The sequence below is a fragment of the Stenotrophomonas sp. SMYL11 genome (genome assembly GCF_036320005.1).
GTDB lineage: Bacteria > Pseudomonadota > Gammaproteobacteria > Xanthomonadales > Xanthomonadaceae > Stenotrophomonas > Stenotrophomonas maltophilia_A.
The window spans coordinates 318,558-332,232 of the sequence record NZ_JAWIRS010000003.1; the positions used below are offsets into that span (position 1 = coordinate 318,558).

Annotated in this window: 16 protein-coding genes; 12 read left to right on the forward strand and 4 right to left on the reverse strand. The window is 66.6% G+C overall.

All coding sequences use genetic code 11. The annotated features are described in order from the left end of the window. Positions 1–112: 112 nt before the first annotated feature. Together V3B46_RS08295 and V3B46_RS08300 are read right to left on the reverse strand one after the other, a co-directional pair. The gene (locus V3B46_RS08295; protein ID WP_154264652.1) at positions 113–598 is read right to left on the reverse strand and encodes an Mpo1 family 2-hydroxy fatty acid dioxygenase; all 486 of its coding nucleotides are present in this window, start codon (positions 596–598) and stop codon (positions 113–115) included. Positions 599–803: 205 nt separating this feature from the next. Continuing rightward, positions 804–1,730 carry a phosphoribosylaminoimidazolesuccinocarboxamide synthase gene (locus V3B46_RS08300; protein ID WP_164171697.1) on the reverse strand — a complete coding sequence of 309 codons (927 nt, stop codon included), beginning with the start codon at positions 1,728–1,730 and terminating at the stop codon, positions 804–806. Positions 1,731–1,871: 141 nt separating this feature from the next. Between V3B46_RS08300 and V3B46_RS08305 the strand changes: the two genes are divergently transcribed. From V3B46_RS08305 to V3B46_RS08350, 10 genes are all read left to right on the forward strand, one after another. Beyond that, positions 1,872–2,201, forward strand: coding sequence for a J domain-containing protein (locus V3B46_RS08305; RefSeq protein WP_014038745.1), 330 nt, complete (start codon positions 1,872–1,874; stop codon positions 2,199–2,201). 30 nt (positions 2,202–2,231) lie between these two features. After that, on the forward strand, positions 2,232–2,906 hold the full coding sequence (rpe, locus tag V3B46_RS08310; protein WP_154264650.1) for a ribulose-phosphate 3-epimerase: 675 nt from the start codon (positions 2,232–2,234) through the stop codon (positions 2,904–2,906). A gap of 59 nt (positions 2,907–2,965) precedes the next feature. Then, on the forward strand, positions 2,966–3,448 hold the full coding sequence (locus V3B46_RS08315) for a GNAT family N-acetyltransferase (RefSeq protein WP_154264649.1): 483 nt from the start codon (positions 2,966–2,968) through the stop codon (positions 3,446–3,448). Between the two features lie 224 nt (positions 3,449–3,672). Further along, the gene (yegS, locus tag V3B46_RS08320) at positions 3,673–4,608 is read left to right on the forward strand and encodes a lipid kinase YegS (protein ID WP_329891650.1); all 936 of its coding nucleotides are present in this window, start codon (positions 3,673–3,675) and stop codon (positions 4,606–4,608) included. 329 nt (positions 4,609–4,937) lie between these two features. After that, on the forward strand, positions 4,938–6,413 hold the full coding sequence (gene trpE / locus V3B46_RS08325) for an anthranilate synthase component I (RefSeq protein WP_329891651.1): 1,476 nt from the start codon (positions 4,938–4,940) through the stop codon (positions 6,411–6,413). Between the two features lie 67 nt (positions 6,414–6,480). Beyond that, positions 6,481–7,260 carry an SIMPL domain-containing protein gene (locus tag V3B46_RS08330; protein ID WP_329891652.1) on the forward strand — a complete coding sequence of 260 codons (780 nt, stop codon included), beginning with the start codon at positions 6,481–6,483 and terminating at the stop codon, positions 7,258–7,260. A gap of 2 nt (positions 7,261–7,262) precedes the next feature. Further along, entirely contained in the window at positions 7,263–7,850 is a 588-nt protein-coding gene (locus tag V3B46_RS08335; protein WP_089237370.1) for an anthranilate synthase component II, read from the forward strand. A 16-nt stretch (positions 7,851–7,866) separates the two neighbouring features. After that, positions 7,867–8,898, forward strand: coding sequence for an anthranilate phosphoribosyltransferase (trpD, locus tag V3B46_RS08340; protein WP_329891653.1), 1,032 nt, complete (start codon positions 7,867–7,869; stop codon positions 8,896–8,898). Between the two features lie 74 nt (positions 8,899–8,972). Next, complete coding sequence (gene trpC / locus V3B46_RS08345; RefSeq protein ID WP_329891654.1) at positions 8,973–9,767, forward strand: indole-3-glycerol phosphate synthase TrpC; 795 nt, start codon at positions 8,973–8,975, stop codon at positions 9,765–9,767. Then, positions 9,764–10,480 carry a haloacid dehalogenase-like hydrolase gene (locus V3B46_RS08350; protein ID WP_329891655.1) on the forward strand — a complete coding sequence of 239 codons (717 nt, stop codon included), beginning with the start codon at positions 9,764–9,766 and terminating at the stop codon, positions 10,478–10,480. Before trpC ends, V3B46_RS08350 begins: the two co-directional genes overlap by 4 nt. 168 nt (positions 10,481–10,648) lie before the next feature. Here the strand turns inward: V3B46_RS08350 and V3B46_RS08355 are convergent, their stop codons facing one another. Next, the gene (locus V3B46_RS08355; protein WP_329891656.1) at positions 10,649–11,410 is read right to left on the reverse strand and encodes a sulfite exporter TauE/SafE family protein; all 762 of its coding nucleotides are present in this window, start codon (positions 11,408–11,410) and stop codon (positions 10,649–10,651) included. A 62-nt stretch (positions 11,411–11,472) separates the two neighbouring features. Further along, the gene (gene crp / locus V3B46_RS08360) at positions 11,473–12,162 is read right to left on the reverse strand and encodes a cAMP-activated global transcriptional regulator CRP (RefSeq protein WP_010482649.1); all 690 of its coding nucleotides are present in this window, start codon (positions 12,160–12,162) and stop codon (positions 11,473–11,475) included. A gap of 149 nt (positions 12,163–12,311) precedes the next feature. On the opposite strand from crp, the gene speD reads away from it, so the two are divergent. Next, positions 12,312–13,106 (forward strand): adenosylmethionine decarboxylase, encoded by a 795-nt coding sequence (gene speD, locus V3B46_RS08365; RefSeq protein ID WP_014648662.1) that lies wholly within the window; start codon positions 12,312–12,314, stop codon positions 13,104–13,106. Positions 13,107–13,274: 168 nt separating this feature from the next. Continuing rightward, positions 13,275–13,595, forward strand: coding sequence for a DMT family transporter (locus tag V3B46_RS08370; RefSeq protein ID WP_329891657.1), 321 nt, complete (start codon positions 13,275–13,277; stop codon positions 13,593–13,595). The last annotated feature ends 80 nt before the right edge of the window (positions 13,596–13,675 follow it).

Sequence of the window (13,675 nt, forward strand, 5' to 3'; positions counted from 1 at the left end):
GGGCGGGAGGTAGGGAATGGATCACCGGCGCAGGCTGGCAGGGCCGTCGTGGAGTGTGGGTGACGGAATCCGCCCGTTCAGGAAACGAGGGGCGCCGTCGGCCATGGGCAGGTCAGTAGCGCCAGTCGAGCTTGCGGTAGAACTTGGCCATCACCCAGGCCGGGCCGATCAGCAGGTAGGTCAGGTCGGTCAGGAAGCTGGGTTTGCGACCCTCGAACTTGTGACCGATGAACTGCGCGATCCAGGCCACCACGAACACGCCCACCGCCAGCCAGAACAGGTTGTGCAGGCCGATCTCGGCCTCCAGCAGGCGGCACAGGCAGCCGAACACGAAGAACTGGATGAGCATGCCGATGCCCAGCGGGCGCGACAGCTTGTTGTAGAAGCACCAGGCGCTGAACATCGCGAACGCCGACCAGATGCCGTACTGGAACCAGGTGATCAGCGGCGGCAGGCACCACAGCAAGGCCACCACCGACCACAGGATCGCCGGGACCGCCACCACGTGGATGCGCTGGTTGATGACATTGCGGTGGTCGTCGGAGTAGCTGGCGAAATAGCGGTCGATCGGCCGCGCAAGCTGGGTGGTGGTCTGCATGCTGCGTTGCTTCCTCGGACAACGGTAGTGGGGGGGGGGGGGGGGGGCCCCCCCCCCGGGGGGGGGGCGGGGGCGGGGGGGGGCCGCGCGGGGCGCGCCCCCGGGCCGGCAATCCAGAGCATAGCCGAGTTCGCGAGGTTGCCGGCCAGCGGCCGGCACTACCGCATTCAGAACGCCCCCGGCGACCGGCCGGGGGCACAGGGGATCAGTCGACGCTGATCCCGGCCAGGCGCTGCAGCGCCTCGGCGTACTTGGCGCGGGTGCGCTCGATGATCTCGGCCGGGATGGTCGGGCCCGGGGCGGTCTTGCCCCAGTCCAGCGTCTCCAGGTAATCGCGCACGAACTGCTTGTCGTAGCTCGGCGGGCTGGTACCCACTTCGTACTCGTCGGCCGGCCAGTAACGCGAGGAATCCGGCGTCAGCATCTCGTCCATGATGTACAGGCGGCCATCGGCGTCGGTACCGAACTCGAACTTGGTATCGGCCAGGATGATGCCGCGCTCGCGGGCGTAATCGGCGGCGAACTTGTAGATGCGCAGAGTGGCGTCGCGCACGCGCTCGGCCAGGTCCGCACCGACCTGCTTCACCATCGCATCGAAATCGATGTTCTCGTCATGGTCGCCAACAGCGGCCTTGGTCGAGGGGGTGAAGATCGGCTCGGGCAGCTGCTCGGCCTGGCGCAGGCCGTCGGGCAGGTCGATGCCGCTGACCTTGCCGGTGCGCTGGTAGTCCTTCCAGCCGCTGCCGATCAGGTAGCCGCGGGCGATCGCTTCCACCGGCACCGGCTTCAGCTTGCGGGTGACCACCGCGCGCTTGGCGTACAGGACCGGGTCCACGCCTTCGGGCAGCACGCTGGCCACGTCGATGCCGGTCAGGTGGTTGGGCATCAGGTGCGCGGTCTTGGCGAACCAGAAGTTGGAGACCTGGCAGAGCATCTCGCCCTTGCCCGGGATCGGGTCGGGCAGGACCACGTCGAACGCCGACAGGCGATCGGTGGCCACCATCAGCAGGTAGTCGCCCGGCGGGGTCCCTGCAGGAAGCCGCTCGCGCGGGATATCGAACACATCACGCACCTTGCCGCGGTGGCGCAAGGGCAGGCCGGGGAGATCGGATTGCAACAGCGTGGTTGGCACGGGCACTCCTGGGGCGTTGTCGATACGGCTGCCCAGCGGACCCGGCGGGCCCGCTGACCAGCGGGCGGCCTAGTGTAAAGCCGTCCGGGCCCGCTGTGACGTAAAATGAGCGTCCATTTCGTCGGTCGACCCCGGAGCGCCATGCGCTGGTACGGAAAACTGCTCGGATTCATCGCCGGCGCCCTGCTGTTCCGGCCCAATCCGCTGTTCGGCGCGGTGGTCGGCCTGTTGATCGGCCACGCCTTCGATTCGGACTGGTTCCGCCTGAACAAGGAGAACCCGTACCGGGAGCTGGGGCTGACCTCCGAGGCCACCGATGCCGAGGTCGAGCGCGCCTACCGCAGGCTTATCTCGCAGTACCACCCCGACAAGCTCGGCGGCGCCGCCCCCGAGCTGCAGCAGCAGGCCGAGCAGAAGTCGCGGCGGATCAACGCCGCCTACGACCGCATCAAGACCCTGCGCAAGCGCTGACCCACTTTCCCCTCGTTGCAAGGCCCGGCCATGTCCAACTGCCTCATCGCCCCCTCCATCCTGTCCGCCAACTTCGCCCGCCTCGGCGAGGAAGTCGACAACGTCCTCGCCGCCGGCGCGGACTGGGTCCACTTCGACGTGATGGACAACCACTACGTGCCGAACCTGACCATCGGCCCGATGGTCTGCCAGGCGCTGCGCAAGCACGGCGTGACCGCGCCGATCGACGTGCACCTGATGGTCGAGCCGGTGGACCGCATCATCCCGGACTTTGCCGAAGCCGGTGCCACCTACATCAGCTTCCATCCGGAAGCGAGCCGCCACGTGCACCGCACCATCCAGCTGATCCGCTCACTGGGCTGCAAGCCGGGCATCGTGCTCAATCCGGCCACCCCGGTGGACATCCTCGACTGGGTGCTGGACGACCTGGATCTGGTGCTGCTGATGTCGGTCAACCCGGGCTTCGGCGGCCAGGCCTTCATTCCCTCGGCGCTGGACAAGCTGCGCGTGGTGCGCAAGATGATCGATGCCAGCGGCAAGGACATCCGCCTGGAGATCGACGGCGGCGTGAAGGCCGACAACATCGGCGAGATCGCTGCGGCCGGTGCCGACACCTTCGTCGCCGGCTCGGCCATCTTCAACGCCAAGGCCAGCTACCAGGACGTGATCGCGCAGATGCGCGCGAATGTCGCTGCGGCACGCTGACAAAAAAGGGGCAGAGGGGATTAAGCTCGCCTGATTCCCTCCGTCCCCCTTTTCCGCCCATGGCTCTGTTGAACATCCGTCCGGCCACTGTGGCCGATGCCGGCCTGATCCTGCAGTTCATCCGCGAACTGGCCATCTACGAGAAGGCCGAGCATTCGGTGCAGACCGATGAGATCGGCATTGCCGAAAGCCTGTTCGGCGCCGACGCTACGGCGCGTGCGCTGATCTGCGAAGCCGACGGCGAGGCCATCGGCTATGCGGTGTACTTCTACAACTACTCCACCTGGCTGGGCCGCAAGGGCATCTACCTGGAAGACCTGTACGTCAGCCAGGAAAAGCGTGGCGTCGGCGCCGGCAAGGCGCTGCTGAAGTACATCGCACGCCAGGCCGTGGCCGAAGGCTGCGGCCGTTTCGAATGGTCGGTGCTGGACTGGAATACCCCGGCCATCGAGTTCTACACCGCCGCTGGCGCCACGCCGCAGGACGAGTGGACCGTGTACCGGCTGCAGGGCCAGGCATTGCACGATTTCGCCAACGGTTGAGGCGAAGTGCATCCACGCATGGCGTGGATCTACTGCCGGCAAAAAAAAAAGCCACGCCAATCACTGGCGTGGCCTCGCTGCATGCGTGGGAGGCTGATCCTGCCTCCATCCGTCGTCCCTGCTATGGCCTTCCATTCTCCGGTTGCTGAATGACATCTGCGTGACATTCACCGCGGACAAACAGCGCATTGCTAGCCTGTGCGCCCCCGTCCTGGAAGCACCAAATGGCCGCACCGCGCTGGCGCCTGATCCTCAATGGCAAATCCGCTGGCAACGATGAGTTGCGCGACGCCGTCGGCCACTGGCGCGGGCAGGGCGTGCAGCTGGAAGTGCGGGTGACCTGGGAAGACGGTGACGCCGAACGCTACGTGGCCGAGGCGATCGATCATGGCGTGGACGTGATCGTGGCCGCCGGTGGCGACGGCACGCTCAGCGCGGTGGCCGAGACACTGGCGCATCGTGAGGAGCCGGCAGATGCGTTGCCCTCGCTGGCGCTGATCCCGATGGGGACCGCCAACGACTTCGCGACTGCGGCCGGCATCCCGACCGAGCCGAAGGCGGCCTTCGCCTTGATCGGGCAGGCCACGCCGCATGCCATCGATCTGCTGCGCGTGGACGCCGATGGCACCCAATGGTGGTGCGCCAACCTTGCCAGCGGTGGTTTCGGCACGCAGGTGACGGTGGAGACCGATGCCGGCTTGAAGAAGATGCTGGGCGGGCTGGCCTACGTGATTACCGGCATCGCCAAGCTGGGGCGGATCGAGCCGATCCATGCGCGCCTGTCGGGCCCGGATTTCGCGTGGGAAGGCGACTTCATCGCGCTCGGCATCGGCAATGGCCGCCAGGCCGGTGGTGGCCAGCAATTGTGCCCGCAGGCACTGATCGACGATGGGCTGCTGGATGTAACCGTACTTCCGGAGCTGGAAGGTGAAGTCACCGCCACGCTTGGCCAGATGCTGAAGTCCGGCACCCAGGCTGCACTCGAACAGCTGGCCACGCGCGCGCGGCTGCCATGGCTGCAGGTGGAATCCGAGCGCCCGCTGACGCTCAACCTGGACGGCGAACCGGTACAGGCGCGCCAGTTCCGCATCGCGTGCGTACCGGGCAGGGTGCGGATGCACCTGCCGGCCGGCTGCCCGTTGCTGGGCGGGCAGGGCTAGCGCCGTTGGGTAGAGTCGACTGTTAGTCGACTTGCGCGCGAAGCGCGGGGTTTTTACGCCGTCGGGACGAAGAGCAGTCGACTAACAGTCGACTCTACCGGTTCCCGTGCCGATCGCCGCCGCGGTCCCCATCACTGGTCCCGCCGCTGGCCCCGTGCTTGCCGTGGTTCAGGTTCACAGGGTTTCCCTCCCGCCAATCCTGCGATACAGTCAAGGGGTGTCCAGCCTGACGACCCCGCATACCCTTTCTTCCGCACGCCGTTGGTGGCGATGGTGGCCCGTTGCCGTCGTCCGCCCCCATAACGCTGTGTCCCGGAAGGAAAGTCGTCTTGAACTCGCACGCTCAGTTTCAGCTGCAGGCCGCTGAAGGCCACACCCATATTCCCGTCGTCCGTGAAGTGCTGTCCGACCTGGACACGCCGCTTTCGGTCTATCTGAAGCTCGCCGACGGCCCCAATACCTACCTGTTTGAATCCGTCGAAGGCGGCGAGCGCTTTGGTCGTTACTCGATCATCGGCCTGCCGGCGCGCCGGGTGTACGCCTTCCACGGCCATACGCTGACCGTGCGCGAAGACGGCCAGGTGGTGGAAACCCGCGAGGTGGCCGACCCGTTCGCCGAGGTCGAGGCGCTGCGCAGCGCCCACTCGGTGCCGAAGCTGGAAGGCCTGCCGGGCTTCACCGGTGGCCTGGTCGGCTGGTTCGGTTTCGAGTGCATCGGCTACATCGAGCCGCGCCTGGCGCCGCCGGCCGGCCGCGATGAGCTGGGTACGCCGGACATCCTGCTGCTGGATTCCAACGAGCTGGCGGTGTTCGACAATCTCAAGGGCCGCCTGTACCTGATCGTGCACGCCGACCCGCGGGCCGAGGGCGCCTTCGAGCAGGCGCAGGCGCGCCTGGATGCACTGACCGCCAAGCTGCGCGCGCCGGGCGCTGGTTATCCCGCACCGCTCAACAGCGACGTGCTGGACGAGTCCGATTTTGTTTCCGGTTTCACCCGCGAAGGCTTCGTCGATGCGGTGCAGCGCAGCAAGGAGTACATCCGTGCCGGCGACATCTTCCAGGTGGTGCTCAGCCAGCGCCTGAGCGTGCCGTTCAAGGCGCGCCCGGTGGATGTGTACCGCGCGCTGCGCGCTCTGAATCCCTCGCCGTACATGTATTTCCTGGATGTCGGCGACCTGCAGGTGGTCGGTTCGTCGCCGGAAATCCTGGTGCGCCTGCAGGATGGAGAAGTGACCGTGCGCCCGATCGCCGGCACCCGCCCACGCGGCGCCACGCCCGAGCTGGACCAGGCACTGGAAGCCGAACTGCTGGCCGATCCGAAAGAGCGCGCCGAGCACCTGATGCTGATCGACCTGGGCCGCAACGATGCCGGCCGCGTGTCCAAGGCCGGCACCGTGGAAGTGGGCGAGCAGTTCGTGATCGAGCGCTACAGCCACGTCATGCACATCGTCAGCGAAGTGACCGGCCAGCTGCAGCCGGGCCTGAGCTATGCCGACGTGCTGCGCGCCACCTTCCCGGCCGGTACGGTCAGCGGCGCGCCGAAGATCCGCGCGCTGGAAGTGATCCGCGAACTGGAACCGATCAAGCGCAACGTCTACGCCGGCAGCATCGGTTACATCGGCTGGCATGGTGATGCCGATACCGCGATCGCGATCCGCACTGCGGTCATCAAGGATGGCCGCCTGTACGTGCAGGCTGGCGCTGGCATCGTCTACGACTCGGACCCGGACAAGGAATGGGACGAGACGATGAACAAGGGCCGCGCGTTGTTCCGTGCCGTCGCCCAGGCTGCCAAGGGCCTGTAAGCCTTCCCGTGCCGTGGCCCGCGCCGCGGCACCTTCCGCTGTTCCCACTGAAGACAAGGAGTACCGCATGAAGCTGTTGAGCGCATTGCTGTGGTCGTCGCTGCTGGCCACGATGGCTCCGTCTGCGTGGGCGCAGGCCAATACCATTCCCTCGCAGCCGCATCTGCTGGTGAAAGGGCAGGGTACCCGCACGGTGATGCCCGACCGCTTCGGCCTGCAGTTGAACATCGAAGAGACCGACATGGATGCCGATGCGGCGCGCCGCCGCGTGCAGGACAACGTGGCGCGCGCGCTGGCGCTGTTCAGGCAGCACAAGGCGGTGGACGGCAGCGTGCGCGCGGACAACCTGCGCATCGGCCCCGCCACGCGCTATGAGCAGAACCGGCAGGTCTTCGTCGGCACCCGCGTGGCGCGCCAGCTGCGCGCCAGCTTCGCCAGCGTGAAGCAGATGCAGGACGTGCTGGGTGCACTGAAGGCCAACGAGAACGTACAGGTCAGCAGCATGGCACCGACGTACTCCGGTGAAGTGGCGCTGCGACGCGAACTCAAGGGCGAGGCGGCGGCCAAGACCCGGGAGTCCGCGGAGGGGCTGGCCAAGGCCTATGGAACAAAGGTGCGCGGCCTGTACAGCATCTCCGACGTGGCGCCGAACTTCGCCTATGGCATCCAGGCCGGGCAATGGCCGCAGCTGGGCGAGGATGGTGAGTATCTGGACAGGATCTCGGTGACCGGCAGCTACGCACCGGCCTCGGCGCCGGCACCCGCTGAACGCGAATCCATTGAAGCCGGCCCCATCACCTACACCGAAAACGTGTACGCCATTTTCCTGATAAGCGACGGAACCTGACCATGTTGTGGATGATCGACAACTACGACAGCTTCACCTACAACCTCGTGCAGTACCTGCAGACGCTGGGCGCCGAGGTGAAGGTGGTGCGCAACGATGCGATGAGCGTGGACGAGATCGCCGCGCAGAAGCCCGAGCGCATCGTCATCTCGCCCGGCCCGTGCACGCCGAACGAGGCGGGCGTGTCGCTGGAGCTGATCCAGCGCCTGGGCCCGACCACGCCGATCCTCGGCGTGTGCCTGGGCCACCAGGGCATCGGCCAGGTCTACGGCGGCACGGTCATCCGTGCCGGCAACATCATGCATGGCAAGACTTCGCCGATCCGCCATCAAGGCAAGGGCGTGTTCGCCGGCCTGCCGGACGGTTACCAGGCCACCCGCTACCACTCGCTGGTGGTGGACAAGAACAGCCTGCCCGACGCGCTGGAAGTGACCGCGTGGACCGAGAACGAGGATGGCTCGATCGAAGAGATCATGGGCCTGCGCCACCGCCAGTTCCCGGTGGAAGGCGTGCAGTTCCACCCCGAATCCATCCTCACCGAACACGGCCACGCCCTGCTGCGCAATTTCCTGCAGCGTCCGGCGGCCTGATCCTAGGAGCATTCCCATGAGCTTCTCCCCCCAGGAAGCCCTGCAACGCACCATCGAGCACCGCGAAATCTTCTTCGACGAAATGGTCGACCTGATGCGGCAGATCATGCGCGGCGATGTGTCGCCGATGATGACCGCCGCCATCCTCACCGGACTGCGGGTGAAGAAGGAAACCATCGACGAGATCGCTGCGGCCGCCACGGTCATGCGCGAATTCGCGCTGGCGGTGCCGGTGGCCGATACCACCCACCTGGTCGACATCGTCGGCACCGGTGGCGATGGCTCGCACACCTTCAACATCTCCACCTGCGCGATGTTCGTCGCCGCCGCGGCCGGTGCGCGCGTGGCCAAGCATGGCAACCGCAGCGTGTCGTCCAAGTCCGGCAGCGCCGATGCGGTGGAAGCATTGGGCGCGGCCATCGAGCTGCAGCCGGCCCAGGTGGCCGCTGCGATCGACCGGACCGGCATCGGCTTCATGTTCGCGCCGATCCATCATCCGTCGATGAAGGTCGTCGCGCCGGTACGCCGTGAGATGGGCGTGCGCACCATCTTCAACATCCTCGGCCCGCTGACCAACCCGGCCAGCGCGCCGTCGGTGCTGATGGGCGTGTTCCATCCCGATCTGGTGGGTATCCAGGCGCGCGTGCTGCGCGAGCTGGGCACCGAACGCGCCATGGTGGTCTGGGGCCGCGACAACATGGACGAGATCTCGCTGGGTGCCGGTACCCTGGTGGGCGAGCTGCGCGACGGCAAGGTGCGCGAGTACGAAATCCACCCGGAAGACTTCGGCATCGCCATGTCGGCCAGCCGCAACCTGCGCGTGGACGGCCCGGAGCAGTCCATCGCGATGCTGCGCGCGGTGCTGGACAACGAGCCCGGCCCGGCGCTGGACATCGTGGCCCTGAACGCAGGCGCCGCGCTGTACGTGGCCGGCGTGGCCAGCGACATCGGCGATGGCCTGGCCCGCGCGCGTGCCGCCATCGCCAACGGCAGCGCCCGCCAGCGCCTGCAGCAGTATGTAGAAACCACCCGCGCGCTGGTTGCCTGAGCGCGCGGTTCAGCCTGACCCTCTTGATGGCCGATAATGGCCGTCCTCACCGCCCCCGCATTGAACCGACGACGATGAGCGACATCCTGCAGACGATCCTGGCCCGCAAGGCCGAAGAAGTGGCCCAGCGCCGCGCCCAGCGCCCGCTGGAGGCGCTGCAGGCCGCCCTGGCCAGTGCCCCGCCGGTCCGTGGCTTCGTGAGCGCGCTGCAGGCGGCGGTGGCCAACGGCGACCCGGCGGTGATTGCCGAGGTGAAGAAGGCCAGCCCCTCCAAGGGTGTGATCCGTGCGGATTTCCGCCCGGCCGACATCGCCGTCAGCTACGAGTTCGGCGGCGCCAGCTGCCTGTCGGTGCTGACCGATGTGGACTTCTTCCAGGGGGCCGACGCCTACCTGCAGCAGGCCCGCGAGGCCTGCACGCTGCCGGTGCTGCGCAAGGACTTCGTGATCGACGCCTACCAGGTGTACGAGGCGCGCGTGCTGGGCGCCGACTGCATTCTGCTGATCGTCGCTGCGCTGGACGACACGCAGTTGGCCACGCTGTCCGAACTGGCGATGTCGCTGGGTATGGACGTACTGGTGGAAGTGCACGACATCGACGAGCTGGAGCGTGCGCTGCAGGTACCGGCACCGATGATCGGCATCAACAACCGCAACCTGCGCACCTTCGAGGTGTCGCTGCAGACCACGCTGGACATGCAGAAGGCGGTGCCGCGCGATCGCCTGCTGGTCACCGAGAGCGGCATCCTCGGTCCGCAGGACGTGGCGCTGATGCGCGATGCCGGCATCCACTCGTTCCTGGTGGGCGAGGCCTTCATGCGCGTGGAAGAGCCGGGCGAGGGCCTGCGTCAGCTATTCTTCGCGGCATGAAAACGCACTATCCGACGCCGCGCGACGATGCACCGCTGGTGGTCTTCGACTTCGACCACACCCTCTACGACGGCGATTCGGGCACCCACCTGTTCGCCTCGCTGATCAAGCGCAACCCGTTGCGGATGCTGGCGGCGCTGCTGGTCACACCGATCGCCGGGCCGATGGTGGCGATGCTGCCGACGCGTCGTGCCGGTATTTCGGTCTATGTGTGGATCGGCAGTTTCGGCCTGCACCGGGCGCGCGATTTCAACAAGGTGATCGACACCTATGTGCTGCGCAACGAGGCGCAGATGCGCGCCAAGCTGCTGCCACAGGCGCTGGAGGTGTTCGCCGCGCACCGCGCCAAGGGTGACCGCGTGGTGGTTGCCACGGGCGCGCCACCAGAGCTGGCACGCGCGATCCTGGCCTTCGTGGCCCACCAGGACGTACCGGTGATCGGCACCGAGGTCGGCCCACGGCTGGGTGGCGTCGGCCCGACCCGCCACTGCCACAACGAAGAGAAGATGCGCATGCTGCGCGAGCGCGGCTACGGCGATATCGATATCGCCTACTCCGACAGCACCGCCGACCTGCCGCTGCTGCTGGCCGCCAAGGCGCCGGTGGTGGTGAACCCGAAGCCGGGGCGCGTGGACTTCTTCCGCCGCGTGCTGCCGGCCGGTACCCGCATCCTCAACTGGGGCTGCGTGGACCGCGGTGGCGACAAGGTGTAACGCGCGGAATCCGCCGGGGATGGGATGACGGAGTGCCGGGCTGCGACCCGGTAGTGCCGGCCGGTGGCCGGCAACTTCATGACTGCGGAAGGGCTTGCGGGGTTGCCGGCCAGCGGCCGGCACTACCGAATCCCGTGCAGCTAGCGCCGGGCCATGCCCGGCGAGCGCTCAGCGCGCCAGATACCCGGTCAGCGCATGCCCGATCTGGAACAGGCTGATGCCCAGCACCAGCACGCCCACGGCCACCAGCACCCAGCGTTCCTTCAGGCGCTTCACCAGCAGTGCGGCCACCGGCGCGGCCATCATGCCGCCGATCAGCAGGCCGGCCACGATCTGCAGGTGATGCAGCCCCATCGACAGCAGGAACGTTGCTGAAACCGTCAGGGTGACCACGAACTCGGCCGCGTTCACCGTGCCGATGGTGGTGCGTGCCTGGCCGCCGCGGGCCAGCAGGGTGGAGGTGGCCACCGGCCCCCAGCCGCCCCCGCCGCTGGCGTCGAGCAGGCCGGCGAAGAAGCCCAGCACCGGCACCCGGCGGATCTCGCCCTTGGGCATCCAGCGCCCCGCGGCGCGGGCCAGGATGATGATCGCCAGCACCAGCAGGTACAGGTAGATGAGGGGGCGGATGATGTCGCCGGGGATCTGCGTGAGCACGTAGGCGCCCACGGCGCCGCCCACCGCACCGGGCAGCGCCAGGCGCAGGAACAGGCGCTTATCGACATTGCCGGCGACCAGATGCGACACGCCGGAGGCGCCAGTAGTGAACACCTCGGCGGTGTGGATGGCTGCACTGGCCTGCGCGGGCGGAATGCCCATGGCCAGCATCACCGACGACGACACCAGGCCGAACGCCATGCCCAGCGCGCCGTCCACCAGCTGGGCGCCGAGGCCGATGAGGATGAACCACCAGAATTCGCTGCTCAGTTCCATGCACCGAGCCTAGCGCGCGAAGGAGTGCGGACCAAGGTCCGCACCCACCGGGTGCTCAACGGTCAACGGGTGCCGTACAGCACCACGGTCTTGCCGCGGGCATGCAGCAGGCCGTCGGTCTGCAGCTTCTTCAGCACGCGGCCGGCCATTTCGCGCGAGCAGCCGACCAGGCGTGCCAGCTCCTGGCGCGAGACGCGCAGCTGGCTGCCCTGCGGGTGGCTCATCGCCTCCGGTTCCTGCGCCAGGTCGTGCAGGGTGCGCACGATCCGGTCGGTCACGTCCAGGAATGCCAGTCGGCTGGCCTTGCGGCTGGTGTCGAGCAGGCGCTTGGAGATCTGCTGGCCCAGCGCGTACAGCAGGCGCGGGGCGTCGGCCGACAGCGGGCCGAGGAACAGCTGGTGCAGGCGCTCGTAGCTGATTTCGGCCAGCTCGCAGGCGGTGCGGGTCCTCAGGATCACCTCGCGGCGGTCCGATTCGACGAACAGGCCCATCTCGCCGACGAACTCGCCGGCACCGAAGTAGCCCAGCACCAGCTCGCGATCGTCATCTTCCTCGGCCATGATCGAAACCGAGCCGCTGATGACGTAATACAGGGTTCCCGCCGGGTCACCGGGTCGGAAGACGTCGGTACGGGTGGGGTATCGCCGCCTGTGGCTGTGCGCCAGGAAACGATCGATTGTGGCGATATCCAGGGCCAGTGGACTGCTAGCTAGGCGCACGGTTGACACGATAGGAGCGCTCCCTCTGCGCATGAACGGATTCACGGGGTCGATAGCGGAGCTTAACCAGCGCAATTGTTAAGGGCAAACAGTGTGCCAGATGTGAGCGGTCTTCACGTTCCCCCCGGGGACAGTTTGCCCCATAATTCCCCCTTTCCCTTCTTACACAGGAATCGACCGCCGTGGTCAAGCCGTTGCCTCGCCTGAGGCTGCAGGGTTTCAACAACCTCACCAAGGCGCTGAGCTTCAACATCTATGACGTGTGTTACGCGCGCACCGAAGAGGAGCGTCAGCGTTACATTGAATACATCGATGAAGAGTACAACGCCGACAGGCTGACTCAAATCTTGACCGATGTCGCCGAGATCATCGGCGCCAACATCCTGAACGTGGCCCGCCAGGACTACGACCCGCAGGGTGCCTCGGTGACCATCCTGATCTCCGAAGAGCCGGTGATCGACAAGAAGCAGGCCGGCAAGGAGCTGATTCCCGATGCCGTGGTCGCGCACATGGACAAGAGCCACATCACTGTCCACACCTACCCGGAGACCCATCCGCAGGAAGGCATCGCGACGTTCCGCGCCGACATCGACGTGGCCACCTGTGGCGTCATTTCGCCGCTGAAGGCCCTGAACTACCTGATCGAAAGCCTCGAGTCGGACATCGTGATCATGGACTACCGCGTCCGTGGCTTCACCCGCGATGTGAAGGGCAAGAAGCACTACATCGATCACAAGATCAACTCGATCCAGAACTTCCTGGCCAAGAACATCAAGTCGCGTTACGAGATGTTCGACGTCAACGTCTACCAGGAAAACATCTTCCACACGAAGATGCACCTGAAGGACTTCGACCTGGACCAGTACCTGTTCGAAGAAAAGGCCAAGAACCTGTCGTTCAAGGAACGCATGAAGATCGAAGCGCTGCTCAAGCGCGAGATCGAAGAGCTGTTCCACGGCCGGAACCTGTCCGAGTAAGTCCCATGTGCGATGCCCGCAGGCATCGCCACCCAGGCGGGACGACCCGCCGCGTGGAACCAGTGCCCCGCACAGGTTATAGTTCCACGGTGATGTACCGACCCACGGCCCGGTGTGAAAACACCGGGCCGTTTCGTTTTTCTCAAAAAAGGTAAGGAGCCCCCACCCATGCCCTGGATCTACCTGCTGCTGGCCGGCTTGTTCGAGATCGGTTTCGCCCTCGGAATGAAGTACTCCGAAGGCTTCAGCAAACCCCTTACCACCGCTGCCACGGTCGTGTCCGCACTGATCAGCCTGTACCTGATGAGCCAGGCGATGAAGAGCATCCCGGTCGGCACGGCCTACGCGATCTGGACCGGTATCGGCGCCATGGGCGTGGCAGTGCTGGGCATCTATCTGTTCAACGACAGCGCATCGCCGGCCCGCCTGGCCTGCGTGGGCCTGATCGTGGCCGGTGTGATCGGCCTGAAGCTGGTCTCGCCCAATTAACCGGTAGTGGGGGGGGGGGGGGGGGGGGCACCGGGGGGGGGGGGGGGGGGGGGGGGGGGGCGCCGCGCCGGACGCACGGG

Excerpts from the sequence above, each read along its gene's own strand:
- V3B46_RS08370 (WP_329891657.1), top strand. The coding sequence starts at position 13,275 with ATGCCCTGGATCTACCTGCTGCTGGCCGGCTTGTTCGAGATCGGTTTC.
- trpD (WP_329891653.1), top strand. The coding sequence starts at position 7,867 with ATGAGCTTCTCCCCCCAGGAAGCCCTGCAACGCACCATCGAGCACCGC.
- V3B46_RS08355 (WP_329891656.1), bottom strand. The coding sequence starts at position 11,410 with ATGGAACTGAGCAGCGAATTCTGGTGGTTCATCCTCATCGGCCTCGGC.
- rpe (WP_154264650.1), top strand. The coding sequence starts at position 2,232 with ATGTCCAACTGCCTCATCGCCCCCTCCATCCTGTCCGCCAACTTCGCC.
- V3B46_RS08305 (WP_014038745.1), top strand. The coding sequence starts at position 1,872 with ATGCGCTGGTACGGAAAACTGCTCGGATTCATCGCCGGCGCCCTGCTG.
- V3B46_RS08335 (WP_089237370.1), top strand. The coding sequence starts at position 7,263 with ATGTTGTGGATGATCGACAACTACGACAGCTTCACCTACAACCTCGTG.
- V3B46_RS08315 (WP_154264649.1), top strand. The coding sequence starts at position 2,966 with ATGGCTCTGTTGAACATCCGTCCGGCCACTGTGGCCGATGCCGGCCTG.
- trpC (WP_329891654.1), top strand. The coding sequence starts at position 8,973 with ATGAGCGACATCCTGCAGACGATCCTGGCCCGCAAGGCCGAAGAAGTG.
- V3B46_RS08350 (WP_329891655.1), top strand. The coding sequence starts at position 9,764 with ATGAAAACGCACTATCCGACGCCGCGCGACGATGCACCGCTGGTGGTC.
- crp (WP_010482649.1), bottom strand. The coding sequence starts at position 12,162 with ATGCGCAGAGGGAGCGCTCCTATCGTGTCAACCGTGCGCCTAGCTAGC.
- V3B46_RS08295 (WP_154264652.1), bottom strand. The coding sequence starts at position 598 with ATGCAGACCACCACCCAGCTTGCGCGGCCGATCGACCGCTATTTCGCC.
- yegS (WP_329891650.1), top strand. The coding sequence starts at position 3,673 with ATGGCCGCACCGCGCTGGCGCCTGATCCTCAATGGCAAATCCGCTGGC.
- V3B46_RS08330 (WP_329891652.1), top strand. The coding sequence starts at position 6,481 with ATGAAGCTGTTGAGCGCATTGCTGTGGTCGTCGCTGCTGGCCACGATG.